This window comes from Stenotrophomonas sp. Steno-Z2, from assembly GCF_056393235.1.
Genome location: NZ_JBWJOY010000002.1, coordinates 779,413 through 798,328 on the forward strand (window position 1 = coordinate 779,413; position 18,916 = coordinate 798,328).

Consider the following 18,916-nt stretch of genomic DNA (forward strand, 5'->3'; position numbering starts at 1 on the left):
GCGAACGCTCTTCGAGCATGGCCAGCACGGAGCGTTCGCGGCTGAAGCCGCTCCTGCGCGCCCGCTACGTTGCCTTGGCCGGGGCAGCCTCCTTGCAGGGCAAGCCCGCACGAACGCCGCGCGCTTCCTCGACCTCAGTCGAGGAAACGCCCCGCCTGCGCCGGCGTCGGCAGGTAGCAGGCGTCGTGGCGGCCGAACCAGCGGTAGCGGTTGCGCGCCAGCCAGCGGTAGCCGCGATCGCGCAGGGGCCGCGGCAGCAGCCGTGCCAGCGCCGCCAGCTTCCAGATACCGCCCAGGCCCGCCAGCACGCGCACGATCGCGTCGGTATCGGTGTACGCGCGGCCCTGCTCGACCAGCAGGAACGACAGCGGGTCGTCGGGGTCGAGCCCGTGCGCGGCCAGCAGCTGCCGCCCGTGCGCGCCCTGCATCGCCGCGAAACGGTAGCGGCCGCGACGGTCGAAGCGCAGCAGGAAGCGCACCCAGCGGCTGCACAGCGCGCAGACGCCGTCGAACACGATCACCGCGCCGCCATCGCTCATGCCGGCTCCTGCGCGGGCAGCAGCCAGCCTTCGTAGCGGACCAGCGGGCCGAGCAGCGGCAGCGCCACGTCCACCAGGAACTCGTAGCGGCCGCCATGTTCGCGTTCGCGGCAGCGCACCTGCGCGAACCAGGCGGCCGGCAGCGGCACGACGCCGAACGCCCAGACCCGCTCGGCCCGCCAGTGGATTTCGCCGTCCACGACCTGCAGCGCGAAACGGAAGCGCAGCGCGCCCAGGCGCTCGAACAGGCGCCCGTCGCGCTGCCACAGGCGCGAAGCCATGCGCGCGGCGCCGAAGCGCCGGTTCCAGCGTTCGCCGCCGTCGTCCACCACGAACTCGACCGTCACCGGCACCGCGTCCGCGCTGGGCGGCAGGCGCGCCAGCCAGGCGCAGGGGGCCACCAGCCAGTGCTCGCCGCGGCGCACGCGGCCCTGGCCGCGCCAGGCCTGCCGCCGCGGCACCGAATGCAGCGCGCGCAGCAGCGGCGGCAGCTGCACGAACGCGGCGCCCAGCACGCGCCCGAACAGCGGCCGGTTCATCGCGCCATCCACACCAGCGTGGCCATGCGCCCGCTGCGGCGGTCGCGGCGGTGCGAGAACCAGCGCGCCGGATCGGCGAGGGTGCACTGGTCGCCGCCGTGGATCGCGGCCGGCGCCATGCCGGCGGCCTGCAGCCGTTGCCGCGCCAGCGCGTACAGGTCCACGCGCCAGTGCCCGGGCCGGGTGGCGGTGAACGCCGCTGCGGCGTCGGCCGAATGCGCCAGGAAGGCATCGCGCACGTCGGCGCCGATCTCGTAGCGCGCCGGTCCGGCGGCCGGGCCGAGCCAGGCCACGACTCCGGCCGGCGGCGTGCGCATCGCCGCCAGCGTCGCTTCCAGCATGCCGTCGGCCAGCCCGCGCCAGCCGGCGTGGGCGGCGGCCACTTCGCCGCCATCGCCGGCGGCGAACACCACCGGCAGGCAGTCGGCGGTGAGGATGGCCAGCACCACGCCGGGCTGCGACGTCACCGCCGCGTCGGCGACGGGTTCGGCGTCCACGCCCTGCGCCGTGGGCGGCGCGTCGAACCGCAGCACGCCGGTGCCGTGCACCTGGCGCAGCCAGTGCGGCGCCGACGGCAGGCCCGCCAGCCGCTGCAGTTCGTCGCGGTTGCGCTGCACCTGCAGCGGGTCGTCGCCCTCGGGCAAGCTGCGGTTGCCCAGGTTGAAGCTGTCGAACGGCGGCAGCGAGCCGCCCGCGCCATGCCGCAGCGTGGTGAAGGCATGCACGCCCGGCGGCGCCGGCCAGCCGGCCTGCAGCAGCGGCAACACGGCGGCCATGGCTCAGCGCCGCTCGCGTTCGGCGAACAGCTGCGAGTCCTCGCGCAGCGCCTTCATCAGCGCCAGCATGTCCGCAGGTACCGGTGCGCTGTTGCGGATCGCCTCGCCGGTGATCGGGTGCATGAACTCCAGCGTCTCGGCATGCAGCGCCTGGCGCCGGAAGCCGCGCAGCTGCGCGACCAGTTCGTCGGTGGCGCCCTTGGGCAGCTTCAGCGCGCCGCCGTACAGCGGGTCGCCGATGATCGGGTGCTTCAGGTGCGCCATGTGCACGCGGATCTGGTGGGTGCGGCCGGTTTCCAGCCGGCACTCCAGCGCGGTGTGGGCGCGGAAGCGCTCGCGCAGGCGGTAGTGGGTGACGGCGTCGCGGCCATCCTCGCGCACGGCCATGCGCAGGCGGTCGCGTGGATGGCGGTCGATCGGCGCGTCGGCGGTGCCGCCGGAGACCAGCGCGCCGCTCACCACCGCCAGGTACTGGCGGTGCACCTCGCGCGCGGACAGCTGTTCGACCAGTGCGGTCTGCGCCTGCAGGGTGCGGGCCACGACCATCACCCCGCTGGTGTCCTTGTCCAGCCGGTGGACCACGCCGGCGCGCGGCACCGCCGCCAGCGACGGGTCGCGGAACAGCAGGGCGTTGACCAGGGTGCCGGTGGGGTTGCCGGCGCCCGGGTGGACCACCAGCCCGGCCGGCTTGTCGATCACGAAGACGTGCTCGTCCTCGTACAGCACCGACAGCGGGATGTCCTCGGGCTGGGCGTCGGTCTCGGTATCCAGGGTCGCATTCAGGGTGGCCAGCTCGCCGCCGCGCACCGGGTCGCGGCCGCGCACCGGGGAGCCGTCGAGCAGGACCGCCCCGGACTTGATCCATTCGCTCAGGCGGGACCGGGAAAACTCGGGGAACAGCTCGGCCAGCACCGCGTCGAAACGACGGCCGGCGGCGGCATCGGGCACCCGCGCCTGGCGGGAAGGAAGGGAAGCGTTGTCGGACATGGCAGGGGGGTATCGGCGGAATTCGGGGGGGCCGGGCGACGGGAGTCAGTCGCAGGACAGGCCACTAGGCTATCATCGCCCCTTCGTATTCCTGCCGCGTCCCGCCCCGACCCATGATCCGACGCTCCCCGCTGCTGTCCGCTCCCGTCCGCATCACCGCCCTGCTGCTGGTCCTGGTCTTCGCCGCCACTGGCTGCCATCGCGGCACCAAGGGCAAGAACGCGGACGAAGGCATGCCGGTCGAGCAGCTCTACGAAAAGAGCCACAAGCTGATGGAGGGCGGCAACTGGTCCGGCGCCGAGAACAGCTTCAAGCGGCTGATCGCCCAGTACCCGTACGGCCCGTACACCGAGCAGGCGATGATCGAAAGCGCCTACGCCCAGTACAAGGCCGGCAAGAACGACGACGCGGTCTCCAGCATCGACCGCTTCATCCGCACCTACCCGACCCACCGCAACATCGCCTACCTGTACTACCTGCGCGGGCTGGCCAACGGCAACAGCGACACCGTGTTCCTGCGCCGGGTGTGGTCGCTGGACTCCAGCCGCCGCGACCTGTCCACGCCGCGCCAGGCCTATGCCGACTTCAACATCGTGGCCGAGCGCTACCCGAACAGCCGCTACGCCGCCGATGCGCGCCAGCGCATGATCGAACTGCGCGACGTGTTCGCCCAGCACGAAATGGACAACGCCCTGTACTACGCGCGCCGCGGCGCCTGGGTCTCGGCCGCCGGCCGCGCCACCTACCTGCTGGAAACCTACCCGCAGAGCGCCTTCCAGAACGACGCGGTGGCCCTGCTCGGCGAGTCCTACGTCCACCTGGGCAACAAGACCCTGGCCGACGACGCCCGCCGCGTGCTGGAGCTGAACGAGCCCGGCCACCCGTGGCTGCAGGGCGACTGGCCGAAGTACCCGTGGATCGCCCGCAAGCTCAACCCGTTCGCCGGCGAGAAGTCCGCCGCCACCGGCCAGCGCAACGCCCGCATGAGCCGCAAGTAAGAGCTGCCGGCATCCGCGCGCAACGAAAAACGCCCCGCGAGGGGCGTTTTTTTTGTTGCCGCCATACCTGGCGGGAATCCTTCGGGCCATCGACAGGCGATGTCAAAAACCGCTCCAGGCGGCCTTTTGTTGCTGCGGCGGCGGAGATGGCCCCGGCGGGCCGGGCGCACGTGCAGGAGCGCACTCCCGGTGCGCTCCTGCGATGCCGGTTACGGCCTGGCGGTTTCCGCCGCGTCCGCGCCGTCCGCCTTGAACACCGTCCGGCAGTCGCGGCGGAATTCCTCGCCGCTGCTGCGCCAGCTGAAGCTGCGGCAGTGGCGGTTGCCTTCCTGGGTGTCGGCCACCTTCACCGCGTAGAAGGCCTGGAAGAACTCGTCGCGGCTGACCTGGCCGTCGCCGTTCCAGTCCATCTGCTCCTTCTCCACGCCGCGGGTGATGGCGATGCCGGCGTACCAGGCCCAGCCCAGCCAGCCCAGCGCCAGCAGCACCAGGACCAACAGCGCGCGGCGCCGCGGGGTGAACCTGCCGCGCAGGATCATGGCACCCGCCGGATGCGGGCCCCGAGCGCACCGAGCTTTTCCTCGATGTTCTCGTAGCCGCGGTCCAGGTGGTAGATGCGGTCGATGGTGGTCTCGCCATCGGCCACCAGGCCGGCCAGGATCAGGCTGGCCGAGGCGCGCAGGTCGGTAGCCATCACCGGCGCCCCGCTCAGGCGTTCGACGCCGCGGCAGATGGCGGTATGCCCTTCGATCTGGATGTCCGCGCCCAGCCGCAGCAGTTCGTTGACGTGCATGAAGCGGTTTTCGAAGATCGTCTCGTTGACCACGCCCACGCCGTCGGCCACGCAGTTGAGCGCCATGAACTGCGCCTGCATGTCGGTCGGGAACGCCGGGTACGGCGCGGTGGTCAGGTTGACCGCCTTCGGCCGCCGGCCCCGCATGTCCAGGGTGATGCTGTCCTCGGTGGTCTCGATCTCCGCGCCGGCCTCGACGAGCTTGGCCAGCACCGCGTCGAGCGTGTCCGGGCGCGCGTTGCGCATCACCACGCGGCCGCCGGTCATCGCCGCGGCGACCAGGAAGGTACCGGTCTCGATGCGGTCCGGCAGCACCGCGTGGCGGCCGCCGTCCAGGCGCTCCACGCCCTGGATCACCAGCCGCGCAGTGCCCAGGCCCTCGATCTTCGCGCCCAGCGCGATCAGGCAGTGCGCCAGGTCGGTGACTTCCGGCTCCATCGCCGCGTTTTCCAGCACGGTGGTGCCTTCGGCCAGCACCGCGGCCATCAGCACGTTCTCGGTGCCGGTGACGCTGACCATGTCGAAGGTGAAGCGGCCGCCCTTCAGGCGCTCGGCACGCGCCTTGATGAAGCCGTTCTCGACGGTGATTTCCGCGCCCAGCGCCTGCAGGCCCTTGATGTGCTGGTCCACCGGGCGCGAACCGATCGCGCAGCCGCCGGGCAGCGACACTTCCGCCGCGCCGTACTTGGCCAGCAGCGGGCCGAGCACCAGGATCGAGGCGCGCATGGTCTTGACCAGTTCGTACGGCGCCACATGCTGGTTGACGCTGCGCGGGTCGACCACGATCGCGCTGCCGCGCGAGAGCGTACCCTGGTCGATGGTGACCTTGGCGCCCAGCTCGCCGAGCAGCTTCACCGTGGTGATCACGTCGTGCAGGTGCGGCACGTTGGTGATCTCCACCGGCGCATCGGCCAGCAGGGTCGCGCACAGGATGGGCAGGACGGCGTTCTTGGCGCCGGAGACATTCACTTCACCGTTCAGCGCGTTGCCGCCGGTGACCACGATTTTCGCCATATATGCAGGCCAGTAGGTTGGGAGGGGGCCGGCTCAGCCGGCTTCGCCGGGAGTGACGGTTTTCAGGGCCAGCGCATGGATCGCGCCGCCCATCAGCTCGCCCAGCGTCGCATAGACCATGCGGTGCCGGGCCAGCGGCAGCTTGCCGGCGAAGGCCTCGCAGACCACGGTGGCCTCGAAGTGCACGCCGTCATCGCCCCGCACCTCGGCGCGGGCGCCGGGCAGGCCGGCTTCGATCAGGTTCTGGATGGTCTCGGCGTCCAAGGCGCTTTCCTAATAAAATGAACGCCCATTCTACCCTCCGAGTGGCGCCCGCATGGCTGCTTCCCCCCTTTCGCTGGATACGCTGCACGACGCCGACCTGGTGGCCAGCGGCCGCCGCGTCTTCGAGATCGAGCGCACCGAGCTGGAGCGGGTCGGCGGCCGCATCGGCGCCGAGTTCGCCGCCGCCTGCCGGCTGATCCTGGGCTCGCGCGGGCGCGTGGTCGCCACCGGCATGGGCAAGTCCGGGCACATCGCGCGCAAGATCGCCGCCACCCTGGCCTCCACCGGCACCCCGGCGTTCTACGTGCACCCGGGCGAGGCCGGCCACGGCGACCTGGGCATGATCACCGAGGACGACGTGGTGCTGGCGCTGTCCTATTCGGGCGAGTCGGACGAGGTGCTGATGCTGCTGCCGGTGCTCAAGCGCCAGGGCAACCCGCTGATCGCCATGACCGGCCGGCCGCAGTCCAGCCTGGCCAGCGCCGCGGACGTGCACCTGGACGTGAACGTGGACCACGAGGCCTGCCCGCTGGCGCTGGCCCCCACCTCCAGCACCACCACCTCGCTGGCCATGGGCGACGCGCTGGCGGTGGCCCTGCTGGACGCGCGCGGCTTCACCGCCGACGACTTCGCCCGCTCGCACCCGGCCGGCAGCCTCGGCCGGCGCCTGCTGCTGCACATCACCGACGTGATGCACAGCGGCGACGACCTGCCCAGCGTGCGCGAGGACGCCAGCCTCAGCGAAGCGCTGATGGAAATGAGCCGCAAGCGCCTGGGCATGACCGCCGTGGTCGACGCCGGGGGCCGCCTGGTCGGCCTGTTCACCGACGGCGACCTGCGCCGGGCGCTGGACACCGACCTGGACGTGCGCACCGCCGGCATCGCCCAGGTGATGACCCGCGCGCCGCGTACCATCGGCGCCGACCAGCTGGCGGTGGAGGCCGCGCGCCTGCTGGAGCAGTACAAGATCAACGGCCTGATCGTGGTGGACGGCGCCGGCCGCGCGGTCGGCGCCCTGAACATTCATGACCTGTTGCGGGCAAAAGTGGTTTAAAAGCCCGCACAATCACGCTTCCGGGCCAGATGGCCCCTCCCGCCGCAACGGATCGCCCGCACCATGCCCTGGTCTCCCCTCGCCCATTTCCCCGCCGCGCTGCACGCCGCCGCCGCCAACATCCGGCTGGCGTGCTTCGACGTGGACGGGACGCTGACCGACGGGCGGCTGTTCTACGACCACGCCGGCAACGAGAGCAAGGCGTTCTTCGTGCAGGACGGCCTGGGCCTGAAGCTGCTGCAGAAACACGGCATCCACCCGGTGCTGATCACCGCGCGCAACAGCCTGTCGGCGCAGCGGCGCGGCGCCGACCTGGGCATCGACACGCAGATCGCCGTCGGCGACAAGCTGGCCAGCGTGCGCGCGCTGTGCGGGCGCTTCGGCATCGGCCTGGAGCAGGTGGCGTTCATGGGCGACGACCTGCCGGACCTGGCGCCGCTGTGCGCGGTCGGGCTGGCGGTGGCGCCGGCCAATGCGCACCCGCTGGTCGCCGCACGCGTGCACTGGCAGACCCGCGCCGAAGGCGGCCGCGGCGCCGCGCGCGAACTGTGCGACGTGCTGCTGGCGCTGCAGGGCCGGCTGGACACGGTCGTGGCGGAGTACGCGCGATGAGCTGGCGCATGGTCATCGGCATCGGCCTGCTGCTGGCGGCACTGGCCAGCGGCTGGTCGGCGTGGCGGCACCGCGAGACCAGGGCGCCGTCCGGCGCCACCCAGGTGCGCGCCGATTACGTGCTGGGCAACTTCGAGATCGTCACCCTGGACAAGGACGGCAAGGAAGCGGCCACGCTGCGCGCGCCGTCCATGGAGCGCAACGCCGCCGACCAGACCTCGACCATCGCCCGCCCCGTGTTCCTGCTGCCCGACGCCGCCGGTCAGCACTGGAAGCTGCAGGCCGATACCGGCTGGGTCAGCGCCAAGGGCGAGGAACTGCGCCTGCGCGGCAACGTCGCCGGCGACAGCCCGCAGGACGGCAGGACCCCGCCCACCACCTTCCGCACCACCGCGCTGGACGTCTTCCCGGAACGCAACCAGGCCCGTACCGCCGAGCGCGTCACATTGACCCGCCCGGGCCTGGAGCAGACTGGCGTCGGCTTCGAGGCCGACCTGAAATCGCAGCAGTACTCCCTCCTTTCCCAGGTCAAGACCCGCTATGAACCCAACGCTGCCCGCCAGGCCCGCTAAGCTCGCCAGGCTCGCGCCGACCGTCCTGCTCGCCGCCGCACTCGTTCCCGCGCTGGCATGGAGCAAGGCCTCGGACCGCAACCAGGAAATGACCATCGACTCGACCGGCAGCAACTGCAACCTGGTCGGCGACAATGGCAAGTGCCGCTTCACCGGCAACGTGGTCATCGTCCAGGGCACGCTCGAGATCCACGCCGACACCGCCGACGTGATCCAGAAGAACGGCGAGACCGAACGCGTTGTGCTCACCGGCAGGCAAGCCACGCTCAAGCAGCAGATGGACGACGGCACCTGGATGAACGCCCGCGCCGACAACCTCGACTACAACGTCAACAGCGAGGTGATCGTGCTGACCGGCAACTACAAGGTCGATTCCGAGCGCGGCTCCAACGCCGGCCAGCGCATGGTCTACAACACCCGCACCGGCGACATGCAGAGCGGCGGCGACGGCACCCGCGTGCGCACCGTGATCCAGCCCAAGAACAAGGCGCCGGCCGCGGCGGGAGAGAAGAAGTAATGCTCGTCGCCCAGGGCCTGCGCAAGCGCTACAAGAACCGGGAGGTCGTGCGCGAGTTCGGCCTCACCCTCGATGCCGGCGAGGTGGTCGGCCTGCTCGGCCCCAACGGCGCCGGCAAGACCACCTGTTTCTACATGATCGTCGGCCTGGTCGAGAGCGATGCCGGCCGCATCGAACTGGACGGCCGCGACATCACCGGCGAACCGATGTACGCGCGCGCCAAGCTCGGCGTCGGCTACCTGCCGCAGGAGCCGTCGGTGTTCCGCAAGCTCAGCGTGGCCGACAACATCCGCCTGGTGCTGGAACTGCGCGAGGACCTGGACGCGGACGGCCGCGAACGCGAACTGTCGGCGCTGCTGGACGAACTGCAGATCGGCCATGTCGCCGACCAGGCCGGCGCCAGCCTGTCCGGCGGCGAGCGCCGCCGCTGCGAGATCGCGCGCGCGCTGGCCGCCAGGCCGCGCCTGATCCTGCTCGACGAGCCGTTCGCCGGCGTCGATCCGATCTCGGTCGGCGAGATCCAGCGCATCGTCACCCACCTCAAGCAGCGCGGCATCGGCGTGCTGATCACCGACCACAACGTGCGCGAGACCTTGGGAATCTGCGACCGCGCGTATATCCTCGCCGAAGGCAGCGTGCTGGCGCAGGGGGCGCCGGAAGAACTGCTGTCCAATACCGACGTCCGCCGTGTCTACCTTGGAGACAGCTTCACGCTCTGATCCGGCATGGCGGGTCGCCCCTCCTTCCGCCGGGAACCCGGATGAAAGCACGGCTGCAGACATCGCTGGGACAGCAGCTGGTCATGACGCCGCAGCTGCGCCAGGCCATCCGCCTGCTGCAGATGTCCAGCGCCGAGCTGGAGCTGGAACTGACCGAAGCGGTGGAAACCAACCCGCTGCTGGAATGGGCCGAGGACGCCGCGCCGGCGGAGCCGGCCGGCGAGGCTGCCGATGCGCCCGCGCAGGCCGGCACCGATGATGACGGCCGCGGCGACGACGGCGCGGAATGGCCCGGCGAGGGCGAACAATGGAGCGGCAGCCAGGGCGGCTCGTTCGACGACAACGACGGCGATGCCGGCGAGCGCATCGCCGAGGTCGACACCCTGGCCGACCACCTGCTGTGGCAGCTGCACCTCTCCCACCTCAGCGCGCGCGACCGCGCCATCGGCGTCGCCCTGATCGACGCGCTGGACGAGGACGGCTACCTGCGCGAACCGCTGCCGGCCATCGCCGAGGCCCTGCGCCCGGACATCGCCGCCGGCGAGGACGAGATCCTCACCGTGCTGCACCGCATCCAGCGCTTCGACCCCGCCGGCGTCGGCGCGCGCACGCTGGGCGAATGCCTGGCGCTGCAGCTGGACGCCCTGTCCGCCGACACCCCGGGCCTGTGCCTGGCCCGGCGGATCGCCGAAGGCCCGCTGGAACGCCTGCCGCGCGCCGGTGTCGCCGGCATCGCCGCCGAACTGCGGCAGCCCGCTGACGCCGTCGAGGAAGCCGTGCAGCTGCTGCGCTCGCTGGACCCGCGCCCGGGCCGGCAGCTGGGCGAGGTGTCCCAGGACGACTACATCGTTCCCGACTGCGTGGTCTGGCGCCAGCGCGGCGTCTGGAAGGCCGCGCTGGCCGGCCATGCCGGGCCGCGGGTGGTGATCCACCGCGGCTACGAGCAGCTGATCCGCCGCTGCGGCGAAGCCGACGCCAGCTACCTGCGCGCCCAGCTGCAGGAAGCGCGCTGGCTGCTCAAGGGCCTGGAGGCGCGCGGCGAAACCCTGCTGCGCGTGGTCAACAGCCTGCTGCACCACCAGGCCGGGTTCCTCGAGTTCGGCGCGCAGGCGCTGCGCCCGCTGACCCTGCGCGAGATCGCCGCCGAACTGGACCTGCACGAATCCACCATCTCGCGCACCATCGCGCGCAAGCACGTGCGCACCCCGCGCGGCACCCTGCCGCTGCGCGCGTTCTTCGCCTCGGGCATCGATACCGAAGGTGGCGGCGAGGCGTCCAGCACCGCGATCCAGTCGATGATCCGGCGCCTGATCGAGGCCGAGAACCCGCGCAAGCCGCTTTCTGACGCCAAGCTGGCCGACCTGCTCAAGAGCAGCGGAATACCGGTGGCGCGCCGCACCGTGGCGAAGTATCGTGAAGCCATGAACATCTCCGCCTCCCACGAACGCGTACGCCTTGTCTGAAACGCTCGCGGCCGGCGGCAGGGTTCATTGGCAACCCCGAACCACAGGAGGCATCCGATGCGTATCGAAACGTTTGGCAAAGACGTGGAAGTCACCCCCGCCCTGAAGGAGTACGTGGAAACCAAACTGCAACGGCTGGGCAAGCACTTCGACCAGCACTGCGAAGTCAGGGTGACCCTGTCGCTGCAGAAGAACGAGCACCATGTCGATGCCAGCGCCAACCTTCCCGGCCAGACCCTGCACGCCGAGGCCGGCGGCCAGACCATGTACGCGGCGATCGACGTGCTGGCCGACAAGCTGGACCGGCTGGTGATCAAGCACAAGGAAAAGCATCTTCCCCACGCCTCCCATGCACTGCGCGACAATGGCTGACATCTGTCACCGTCCGTTGCAGTCATGCCCCTGAATGACCTGATGGCGGCCGTGAGTACCCGGGTACTCGCGGCCGCCGACCGCGACAGCGCCCTGCGCGCCGCCGCCGGCCTGCTCGCCTGCCGCGAAGCCGGCGCCGAAAGCATCTTCCGCAGCCTGTGCGACCGGGAAAGCGTGGGCAGCACCGCCATCGGCCATGGCATCGCCATCCCGCACGGCCGCTCCCCCACCCTGCAACGCCCGCGCGGTGCCTTCCTGCGGCTGCTGCGGCCCATCGATTTCGGCGGTGCCGAGCCGGTCGACCTGGTCTTCGCCATGGCCGTGCCCGAGCACTACACCCACCAGCACCTGATGCTGCTGTCCGAACTGGCGGAGATCTTCTCCGACGCCCACGTCCGCAACGCCCTGCGCGCGGCCAACGACGGCAGCGCGCTCAAGCAGATCCTCGACCATCCGCAGCGGATCCGTCCCTCATGAACACCCGCATCACCGCGCGCGAACTGTTCGACCAGCAGCGCGAGAAACTGGACCTGCGCTGGGCCGCGGGCCAGGCCGGCGGCAACCGCGAACTGGACGCCGGCGACACCGTCGCGCGGCGCCCGTCGCTGGCCGGCTACCTCAACACCATCTACCCGAACAAGGTGCAGATCCTCGGCACCGAGGAACTGTCCTGGCTGGACTCGCTGGATTCGCGCCAGCGCTGGGAAGTGATCGAGCGCATCATCCAGGCCCGGCCGCTGGCGCTGGTCATCACCAAGAGCCACGGCTGCCCGGAAGACCTGCGCGCGGCCGCCGACGAATCGCAGACCCCGCTGTGGGTGTCGCCGCGGCGCGGCCACGAACTGCTCAACCACCTGTCCTACCACCTGGCGCGCACGCTGGCGCCGCGGATCATCCTGCACGGCGTGTTCATGGAGATCTACTCCATCGGCGTGCTGATCACCGGCGAGGCCGGGTCGGGCAAGAGCGAACTGGCGCTGGAACTGCTCAGCCGCGGCCACCGGCTGGTGGCCGACGATGCCCCCGAGTTCACCCAGATCGCCCCGGACGTGCTCGACGGCACCTGCCCGGAACTGCTGCAGGACCTGCTGGAAGTGCGCGGCCTGGGCGTGCTCAACGTGCGCCAGATGTTCGGTGACACATCTGTAAAGAAGAACAAGTACCTTCGGCTCATCGTCCACCTGACCAAACCGATGACCGAACCCGGCAGCTACGGTTACGAACGCCTGACCGGCGATTCCGGCAAGCGCCACGTGCTCGACCTGGACGTGCCGCTGATCACCCTGCCGGTGATGCCCGGCCGCAACCTGGCGGTGCTGACCGAGGCCGCCACCCGCCTGCACATCCTGCGCACCAAGGGCATCGACCCGGCGGCGATGTTCATCGCCCGCCACAGCAACCTGCTGGAGCAACGCACCCCATGAACGCCACGCCGTCCCCGGTGCTGGTCATCGTCAGCGGCCTGTCCGGCTCGGGCAAGTCAGTGGCGCTGAAGACCTTCGAGGACCTGGACTACTACTGCTCGGACAACATCCCGGTGAACCTGCTGCCGGAGTTCGTGCGCGGCGTGCTCGGCGAACGCGGCCCGGGGCGCCCGCAGCGCATGGCGCTGGGCATCGACGTGCGCGGCCGCAGCGACCTGAGCCAGCTCGGCCAGTGGCGGCAGCGCGCGCGCGACTACGACATCGACGCGACCCTGCTGTTTTTCGAGGCCGACGACGACACCCTGCTGGCGCGCTTCGCCGACACCCGGCGGCGCCATCCGCTCAGCCAGCTGGGCCTGTCCCTGCCCGAGGCCATCACGCGCGAGCGCGAACTGACCGCGCCGCTGCGCCGCGAAGCCGACGCGGTCGTCGATACCAGCCAGCTCAACGTGCACCAGCTGCGGCGCAAGCTGATCACCGAGTACGCGCTCGGCCATGGCGGCAGCCTGTCGCTGCTGTTCGAGTCCTTCGCCTACAAGCGCGGCGTGCCGGCCGAAGCCGACTTCGTGTTCGATGCGCGGGTGCTGCCCAACCCGCACTGGGATCCGGAGCTGCGCTCGCTGACCGGCCGCGACCGCGGTGTCCGCGAGTACCTGGATGCGCAGCCGGACGTGGCCCGCTACGCGGCCCAGCTCGAGGACCTGCTCGATACCTGGCTGCCCAAGCTGGGCAGCGATACCCGCAGCTACGTGACTGTCGCCTTCGGCTGCACCGGCGGCAAGCACCGCTCGGTCTACCTGGCCGAACGCATGGCCCGGCACGCCCGCGCGCAGGGCTGGCAGGACGTGGCCACGTTCCACCGGGAACAGGACTGAATGGCACACAGAAGACACGATCCGGGCGCTATCGCGGACTGCGCCTGACCTGTTAACGTTCAGTAATGACCTGCGGCATCCTCCTCGTGACCCATCCCGGCGTCGGCTCTTCCCTGCTGGAAGTGGCCACGCGCCTGCTGCGCCAGCTTCCGCTCAAGGCCGAGGCCTTCGAGGTGCCGTTCGACGCGGACCTGGACGCGCAGCTGCCGCTGGCCTCGGCGGCCATGCGGCGGGTGGAGGGCGAAGGCGGCGTGCTGGTGCTGACCGATCTGTACGGGGCCAGCCCGAGCAACCTGGCGGCGCGGCTGGCGCGGCTGGGCACGCCGGTGCGGCGGGTGTCGGCGCTGAGCCTGCCGATGCTGCTGCGGGTGATGAACTACCCGGAACAGGGACTGGACCAACTGCCCGCCACCGCCGCGGCGGGCGCCCGCAATGGAGCCATCGTCGACGATGCTTGAACGCGAACTCACCGTATCCAACCGCCTGGGCCTGCATGCCCGCGCGACCGCCAAGCTGGTGCAGCTGCTGTCCGGCTTCCGCGCCAACGCCACGCTGGTGGCCAAGGGCCGCGAGGTCAACGCCAAGAGCATCATGGGCGTGATGCTGCTGGCCGCCGGCCAGGGCACGCCGGTCACGGTGCGGGTACAGGGCGAGGACGAAGCCGAAGCGATGGCGGCGGTCGTGGACCTGTTCGAGCGTCGTTTCGACGAGGACAGCTGATGGCGCCCGACGCAGCGTCGGCCCCTGCCAGCACCGCGCCGGAAGGCGCGGCGGCATGACGACGCTGCGCCTGCACGGCCACGGCGCCTCGCGCGGCAGCGCGCTCGGCCGCGCCCGCGTGCGCCTGCCGCATGCGCAGGAGGTCACCGAAAAGCGCATTCCCGCCAACGCCGTCGATGCCGAACTGCAGCGCCTGCACCAGGCCATCGAATCGGCGCGCGCGGAGATGCGCGAACTGCGCCAGCGCCTGCAGGGCGCGTTGCCGGCCGAGGTCGGCGAATTCCTCGACCTGCACGCCATGCTGCTGGACGATCCCGAACTGCTGCTGGCGCTGGACGAGCGCATCCGCCGCCAGCGTTACAGCGCCGCCTATGCCCTGCGCCTGCAGCGCGACACCCTGGCGCAGGTGTTCGAGGGCATGGAGGACGACTACCTGCGCAGCCGGCTGGACGACCTGGACCACGTCATCGGCCGCATCAACGCCTTCCTGCACAAGCGCCCGGCCGGCATGAAGGGCCTGGCCGGCGAAATCCTGGTGTGCGAGAACGTCGCGCCTTCGGAGCTGGCCCAGCTGCAGTCGCAGGGCGTGGTCGGCATCGTCACCAGCGCCGGCAGCCCGCTGTCGCACAGCGCCATCCTGGCCCGCAGCCTGCACCTGCCGCTGGTGGTCGGCGCCAGCGGCGTGCTGCACCGGATCAACGACGGCGACGTGCTGATCGTGGACGGCGGCAGCGGCGAGGTGGTGCTGGAACCGGCCGCCGAGGACCTGCGCCAGTACCGCCAGCGCCTGCGCGAACTGGCGCGCGAACAGCGCGAGCTCGGCCACCTGCGTTCCAAGCCGAGCCGCACCGTGGACGGCGTGGACATCACCCTGCTGGCCAACGCCGAGTCGCGCGAGGACGTGGCGCGCGCGCACGCCCTGGGCGCGCACGGGCTGGGCCTGTACCGCACCGAGTTCCTGTTCCTGCAACGCAACGGCCTGCCGGACGAAGAAGAGCAGTTCCATCACTACCGCGACGCCGTGCTCGGCATGAGCGGCCGGCCGGTCACCATCCGCATCCTCGACCTGGGCGCGGACAAGGCCGACCGCAGCGGGCTGGTGCTGGGCCGCGAGGAGAACCCGGCGCTGGGCCTGCGCGGCATCCGCCTGCTGCTGGCCCACCCCAGGGTCGCCGACACCCAGCTGCGCGCGCTGCTGCGCGCCTCCGGCTATGGCCCGGTGCGCGTCCTGGTGCCGATGGTCAGCACCCGCGAGGAAATCCTCGCGCTCAAGCGCCGCATGGCGCGGCTGCTGGCGGCGCTGCGCGAGGAAGGCCACGCCCTGGCCGAGCACGTGCCGGTCGGGGCGATGATCGAGGTACCGGCCGCGGCCATTGCCCTGCCGACCTTCATCGACCAGGTGGATTTCCTGTCCGTGGGCACCAACGACCTGGTGCAGTACCTGCTGGCGGCCGACCGCAACAACGAGGCGGTGGGCGAGCTGTACTCGCCGCTGCATCCGGCGGTGCTGCAGCTGCTGGCGCAGGTGATCGACACCGCCCGCGCGCATGCCACGCCGCTGTCGGTCTGCGGCGAGATCGCCGGCGACCCGCGCATGACGCCGCTGCTGCTGGCCCTGGGCCTGGCGGAGTTCAGCCTGCACCCGGCCACCCTGCTGGAAGTGCGCCGCGCCATCCGCGACTGCAACCACGCCGAGCTGCGCGCACGCGCCGGCAAGCTGCTGCAGGCGCGCGACCGCCGTGGCATCGAGCGCTGGATCGCGGACGCCACTCCATCCTGACCCTGGCCGCCCGGCAGGGCCCTGCGGACAGGCCGGCAATACGCCTTGCAGAGCAGCCTGCTGCGCTGGAGTTCTCCCCGAATCGCCCGGCCCAGGCAGCAAACCGGCAGCTTCCGGCATCTGCACCCGCGCCCGCATCGACGCAGAGGGTGTGCACTGAAACATCCGCGCGTGATAATGACGCGCCCGACACCTCCCTTGCCGCATCCTGCAGCGCGGCCCTCCCCTTCCCGGAGTCCCGATGGCCGAAGCCGTACGCCACGACAAGACCGCACGCCAGCTGCGCATGCTTTCCGACGCGCTGGACAGCGGCCGGCTGGGGCCGGTGCGGCGGCTGGTCAACACGCTGGCGCCGGCGGAGATCGGCAACCTGCTCGAGTCGTTGCCGCCGGGCAAGCGCGAAGTGGTGTGGGGGCTGGTCGACCAGGAAGACGACGGCGAGGTGCTGGTCCACGTCGGCGAGGAAGTGCGCGAGAGCCTGTTGGCCGACATGGACCCGGACGAGATCATCGCCGCGGTCGAGGACCTGGACATCGACGACCTGGCCGACCTGGTCGAGGACCTGCCCGACACGGTCATCGACGAGGTCCTCAAGTCGATGGACCGCGAGAACCGCGAGCGGCTGGAGCAGGTGCTGTCCTACCCGGAGGACACCGCCGGGCGCCTGATGAACCCGGACGTGGTCACCGTGCGCGCCGACGTCAACATCGACGTGGTGCTGCGCTACCTGCGCCTGCGCGGCGAACTGCCCGACCACACCGACTACCTGTACGTGGTCAGCCGCCGCCACCAGTACCTGGGCCGGGTTTCGCTGGCCTCGCTGGTCACCCACGAGGACGGCACCCCGATCAACCGCCTGGTCGACGACGAGCAGCCGGCCATCGACGTGGGCGAGAGCGCCGACGAGGTCGCCCGGCAGTTTTCCGACCACGACTGGGTATCGGCGCCGGTGGTCGACGACAACAACATCCTGATCGGGCGCATCACCATCGACGACGTGGTGGACATCATCCGCGCCCAGGCCGAGCACCAGGCGCTGGGCGCCGCCGGCCTGGACGAGGACGAGGACCTGTTCAGCCCGGTCTGGCGCGCGATGCGCCGGCGCCTGGTGTGGCTGTTCGTCAACCTGTGCACGGCCTTCGTGGCCGCCAACGTGGTCGGCCAGTTCGAAGGCACCATCGACCAGCTGGTGGCGCTGGCGGTGCTGATGCCGATGGTCGCCGGCCTCGGCGGCAATGCCGGTACCCAGGTGCTGGCGCTGATGGTGCGCGGCCTGGCGCTGGGCCAGGTGGGCGCCTCGAACGTCAGGACGCTGCTGTGGAAGGAGCTGCGCGTGGCCCTGCTCAACGGCCTGCTGATGGGCGCGGTGCTGGGCCTGATCGTGCTGGCCTGGTTCCACAACCCGGGGCTGTCGCTGGTGATCTTCATCGCCCTGACCTGCAACCTGCTGCTGGCCGCATCGGCCGGCGTGCTGATCCCGATGACGCTCAAGCGGCTCGGCTTCGACCCGGCACTGGCCAGCGGCATTTTCCTGACCGCCATCACCGACTCGATGGGCTTCTTCACCTTCCTGGGGCTGGCGACCTTGGTGCTGCTGCGCTGAGCGCGGCGCGCCGGAAACCGCAACCGCGGTCCCGGCGCCCCCGGCCCGCTTTGCCGGTCAGAAGCTGGCGCGCACGCCCAGGCGGTAGAAGCGCGCGTCCTCGTAGAACTCGGCTTCGCCCACCAGCCCCCATTGCGGGGAGAAGCGGTACTGCAGGCCGATATTGCCGACCATCGAATGGTCGACCAGCAGGTTGTCGTCCACCCGCAGGTAGCCCGCCTTGGCCCACAGCTCCAGGTTCTGCACCGGCCGGGCGCGGATGCCCAGCATCAGCTTGCCGGCATACAGGTAGTCGCGGCCGCTGAAATCGTCTTCGGGGTATTCCCGGTCCCGGTAGTCCAGCTTCGCACCCAGTCGCAGCAGCGACACTTCGCTGACGAAATCCACGCGCGGGGAGAGGGACAGGCGCGAGCCAAGGCCGATCTCGGCCTGGTCGATGGCGATCTCCAGGCGCTCGCTTCCCATGTTCCACTGCTTCGACACCCGGTCGTAGCCGCCGAACACGTAGAGGGTGTCGGTCACCGCCGCCGAACCGCGCGCATAACCGCCGTTGCCGTGCTCGCTGGCGTCGTACAGGTCCACGTCCAGCCGGACCACGCCGGCCTCGATCCACGTGTAGCCCGGCCCCTCGATCTTCTCGCGCCTGACCATCGGCGCTGGCGCTGCCTGTTGCGGCGGCGGCGATTGCGCGGCACCGGCCTGTGCGACGGCTTCATTGCCGCCGGCCGCCTGCGCGGCGGCCTGCGCCGCCTTCTGCCGCTCCCACCACGGCGCGCGCTGCGCCTGCGCGTCCTGCATCCAGGCCATCGCCGCCAGCACGGCGGCACCGGCGCAGGCGGCCCTGATTTCCTTCTTCATGCGTTCACTTCCTGTGTGGATGGACGCCCCGACGGGCGCGGCGATTCTAGCGGAAAGCGCGCCCGCGTCCGCCCCCGTTCCGACGGACGGCGGCGCCCGCCGGCTATCATGCGGGCGACACGCCGGACACTTCGCCATGACCACCACCGTCACCGATTACTACCAGCCAGGCTGGCGCGAACACGAGCACGCCTGCCCCGCCTGCGGGTGGCAGGGAAATTCCCGGCAGATGGAAATGGAGCTGCACGACGAGCAGAGCGAATACGCCTGCCCGCAGTGCGAGTTTCCTCTGCTGGTGGTGCTCCATCCGGACCTGGCGCAGGTGCAGGCCGCGGCGGCGGCCGGCAATGCCGAGGCAGGCGAGCAGCTGGCGATCCTCGCCAGCGCGCCGCGCCCCCGATGATGCGCCGCACCGGGCAGGAACACGGCACCGCCGC

General features: G+C 70.9%; 24 protein-coding genes. 16 read left to right on the forward strand and 8 right to left on the reverse strand.

Annotated features, from left to right (window positions below; translation table 11 throughout):
- Positions 1-134: 134 nt before the first annotated feature.
- The 4 genes from AC06FP_RS08555 to rluD are packed head-to-tail and all read right to left on the reverse strand — an operon-like array spanning position 135 to position 2,841.
- Entirely contained in the window at positions 135-539 is a 405-nt protein-coding gene (locus AC06FP_RS08555) for a thiol-disulfide oxidoreductase DCC family protein (protein ID WP_456118406.1), read from the reverse strand.
- On the reverse strand, positions 536-1,078 hold the full coding sequence (locus tag AC06FP_RS08560) for a DUF4166 domain-containing protein (RefSeq protein WP_478075206.1): 543 nt from the start codon (positions 1,076-1,078) through the stop codon (positions 536-538). Before AC06FP_RS08560 ends, AC06FP_RS08555 begins: the two co-directional genes overlap by 4 nt.
- Entirely contained in the window at positions 1,075-1,854 is a 780-nt protein-coding gene (pgeF, locus tag AC06FP_RS08565; RefSeq protein ID WP_478075207.1) for a peptidoglycan editing factor PgeF, read from the reverse strand. The genes AC06FP_RS08560 and pgeF overlap by 4 nt, the downstream gene beginning before the upstream one ends.
- 3 nt (positions 1,855-1,857) lie before the next feature.
- Positions 1,858-2,841, reverse strand: a complete 984-nt coding sequence (gene rluD / locus AC06FP_RS08570; protein WP_456118403.1) for a 23S rRNA pseudouridine(1911/1915/1917) synthase RluD — start codon at positions 2,839-2,841, stop codon at positions 1,858-1,860.
- A gap of 113 nt (positions 2,842-2,954) precedes the next feature.
- Here rluD and AC06FP_RS08575 point away from each other — a divergent pair, with 113 nt between their 5' ends.
- Positions 2,955-3,839, forward strand: a complete 885-nt coding sequence (locus AC06FP_RS08575) for an outer membrane protein assembly factor BamD (protein WP_456118402.1) — start codon at positions 2,955-2,957, stop codon at positions 3,837-3,839.
- A 209-nt stretch (positions 3,840-4,048) separates the two neighbouring features.
- Here AC06FP_RS08575 and AC06FP_RS08580 read toward each other — a convergent pair whose 3' ends face one another.
- Genes AC06FP_RS08580 through AC06FP_RS08590 form a run of 3 tightly spaced genes read right to left on the reverse strand, consistent with a single transcriptional unit; the run spans position 4,049 to position 5,910 of the window.
- Positions 4,049-4,378 (reverse strand): EF-hand domain-containing protein, encoded by a 330-nt coding sequence (locus AC06FP_RS08580; protein WP_456118401.1) that lies wholly within the window; start codon positions 4,376-4,378, stop codon positions 4,049-4,051.
- A complete protein-coding gene (murA, locus tag AC06FP_RS08585) occupies positions 4,375-5,646 on the reverse strand; it encodes a UDP-N-acetylglucosamine 1-carboxyvinyltransferase (RefSeq protein WP_478075208.1) in 1,272 nt (423 codons plus the stop codon). The genes AC06FP_RS08580 and murA overlap by 4 nt, the downstream gene beginning before the upstream one ends.
- A 33-nt stretch (positions 5,647-5,679) precedes the next feature.
- Positions 5,680-5,910, reverse strand: a complete 231-nt coding sequence (locus AC06FP_RS08590; RefSeq protein ID WP_456118399.1) for a BolA family protein — start codon at positions 5,908-5,910, stop codon at positions 5,680-5,682.
- A gap of 52 nt (positions 5,911-5,962) precedes the next feature.
- On the opposite strand from AC06FP_RS08590, the gene AC06FP_RS08595 reads away from it, so the two are divergent.
- The 14 genes from AC06FP_RS08595 (at position 5,963) to mgtE (ending at position 17,621) form a co-directional block, all read left to right on the forward strand.
- A complete protein-coding gene (locus tag AC06FP_RS08595; RefSeq protein ID WP_478075209.1) occupies positions 5,963-6,964 on the forward strand; it encodes a KpsF/GutQ family sugar-phosphate isomerase in 1,002 nt (333 codons plus the stop codon).
- Positions 6,965-7,027: 63 nt separating this feature from the next.
- Positions 7,028-7,576 carry a KdsC family phosphatase gene (locus tag AC06FP_RS08600; RefSeq protein ID WP_478075210.1) on the forward strand — a complete coding sequence of 183 codons (549 nt, stop codon included), beginning with the start codon at positions 7,028-7,030 and terminating at the stop codon, positions 7,574-7,576.
- Entirely contained in the window at positions 7,573-8,148 is a 576-nt protein-coding gene (gene lptC, locus AC06FP_RS08605) for an LPS export ABC transporter periplasmic protein LptC (protein ID WP_456118396.1), read from the forward strand. Before AC06FP_RS08600 ends, lptC begins: the two co-directional genes overlap by 4 nt.
- Positions 8,117-8,665: a lipopolysaccharide transport periplasmic protein LptA gene (lptA, locus tag AC06FP_RS08610; RefSeq protein WP_478075211.1), complete on the forward strand. Its 549-nt coding sequence runs from the start codon at positions 8,117-8,119 to the stop codon at positions 8,663-8,665. The genes lptC and lptA overlap by 32 nt, the downstream gene beginning before the upstream one ends.
- Positions 8,665-9,384 (forward strand): LPS export ABC transporter ATP-binding protein, encoded by a 720-nt coding sequence (gene lptB / locus AC06FP_RS08615; protein WP_055767868.1) that lies wholly within the window; start codon positions 8,665-8,667, stop codon positions 9,382-9,384. The genes lptA and lptB overlap by 1 nt, the downstream gene beginning before the upstream one ends.
- Positions 9,385-9,425: 41 nt before the next feature.
- On the forward strand, positions 9,426-10,847 hold the full coding sequence (locus tag AC06FP_RS08620; protein WP_478075212.1) for an RNA polymerase factor sigma-54: 1,422 nt from the start codon (positions 9,426-9,428) through the stop codon (positions 10,845-10,847).
- Between the two features lie 57 nt (positions 10,848-10,904).
- Positions 10,905-11,219, forward strand: a complete 315-nt coding sequence (hpf, locus tag AC06FP_RS08625) for a ribosome hibernation-promoting factor, HPF/YfiA family (RefSeq protein WP_054663771.1) — start codon at positions 10,905-10,907, stop codon at positions 11,217-11,219.
- 24 nt (positions 11,220-11,243) lie between these two features.
- On the forward strand, positions 11,244-11,696 hold the full coding sequence (locus AC06FP_RS08630; protein ID WP_478075213.1) for a PTS sugar transporter subunit IIA: 453 nt from the start codon (positions 11,244-11,246) through the stop codon (positions 11,694-11,696).
- A complete protein-coding gene (gene hprK / locus AC06FP_RS08635) occupies positions 11,693-12,643 on the forward strand; it encodes an HPr(Ser) kinase/phosphatase (RefSeq protein WP_456118392.1) in 951 nt (316 codons plus the stop codon). The genes AC06FP_RS08630 and hprK overlap by 4 nt, the downstream gene beginning before the upstream one ends.
- Complete coding sequence (rapZ, locus tag AC06FP_RS08640) at positions 12,640-13,518, forward strand: RNase adapter RapZ (protein ID WP_456118391.1); 879 nt, start codon at positions 12,640-12,642, stop codon at positions 13,516-13,518. Before hprK ends, rapZ begins: the two co-directional genes overlap by 4 nt.
- 65 nt (positions 13,519-13,583) lie before the next feature.
- Positions 13,584-13,976, forward strand: coding sequence for a PTS sugar transporter subunit IIA (locus tag AC06FP_RS08645; protein ID WP_456118390.1), 393 nt, complete (start codon positions 13,584-13,586; stop codon positions 13,974-13,976).
- A complete protein-coding gene (locus AC06FP_RS08650; protein WP_456118389.1) occupies positions 13,969-14,238 on the forward strand; it encodes an HPr family phosphocarrier protein in 270 nt (89 codons plus the stop codon). The genes AC06FP_RS08645 and AC06FP_RS08650 overlap by 8 nt, the downstream gene beginning before the upstream one ends.
- 55 nt (positions 14,239-14,293) lie before the next feature.
- On the forward strand, positions 14,294-16,018 hold the full coding sequence (gene ptsP, locus AC06FP_RS08655; protein WP_478075214.1) for a phosphoenolpyruvate--protein phosphotransferase: 1,725 nt from the start codon (positions 14,294-14,296) through the stop codon (positions 16,016-16,018).
- Positions 16,019-16,259: 241 nt separating this feature from the next.
- Positions 16,260-17,621, forward strand: coding sequence for a magnesium transporter (gene mgtE, locus AC06FP_RS08660; protein ID WP_456118387.1), 1,362 nt, complete (start codon positions 16,260-16,262; stop codon positions 17,619-17,621).
- Positions 17,622-17,678: 57 nt separating this feature from the next.
- Here mgtE and AC06FP_RS08665 read toward each other — a convergent pair whose 3' ends face one another.
- Positions 17,679-18,479 (reverse strand): hypothetical protein, encoded by an 801-nt coding sequence (locus tag AC06FP_RS08665; RefSeq protein WP_478075215.1) that lies wholly within the window; start codon positions 18,477-18,479, stop codon positions 17,679-17,681.
- A 136-nt stretch (positions 18,480-18,615) separates the two neighbouring features.
- Between AC06FP_RS08665 and AC06FP_RS08670 the strand changes: the two genes are divergently transcribed.
- On the forward strand, positions 18,616-18,882 hold the full coding sequence (locus AC06FP_RS08670; protein WP_456118385.1) for a hypothetical protein: 267 nt from the start codon (positions 18,616-18,618) through the stop codon (positions 18,880-18,882).
- Positions 18,883-18,916: the final 34 nt, after the last annotated feature.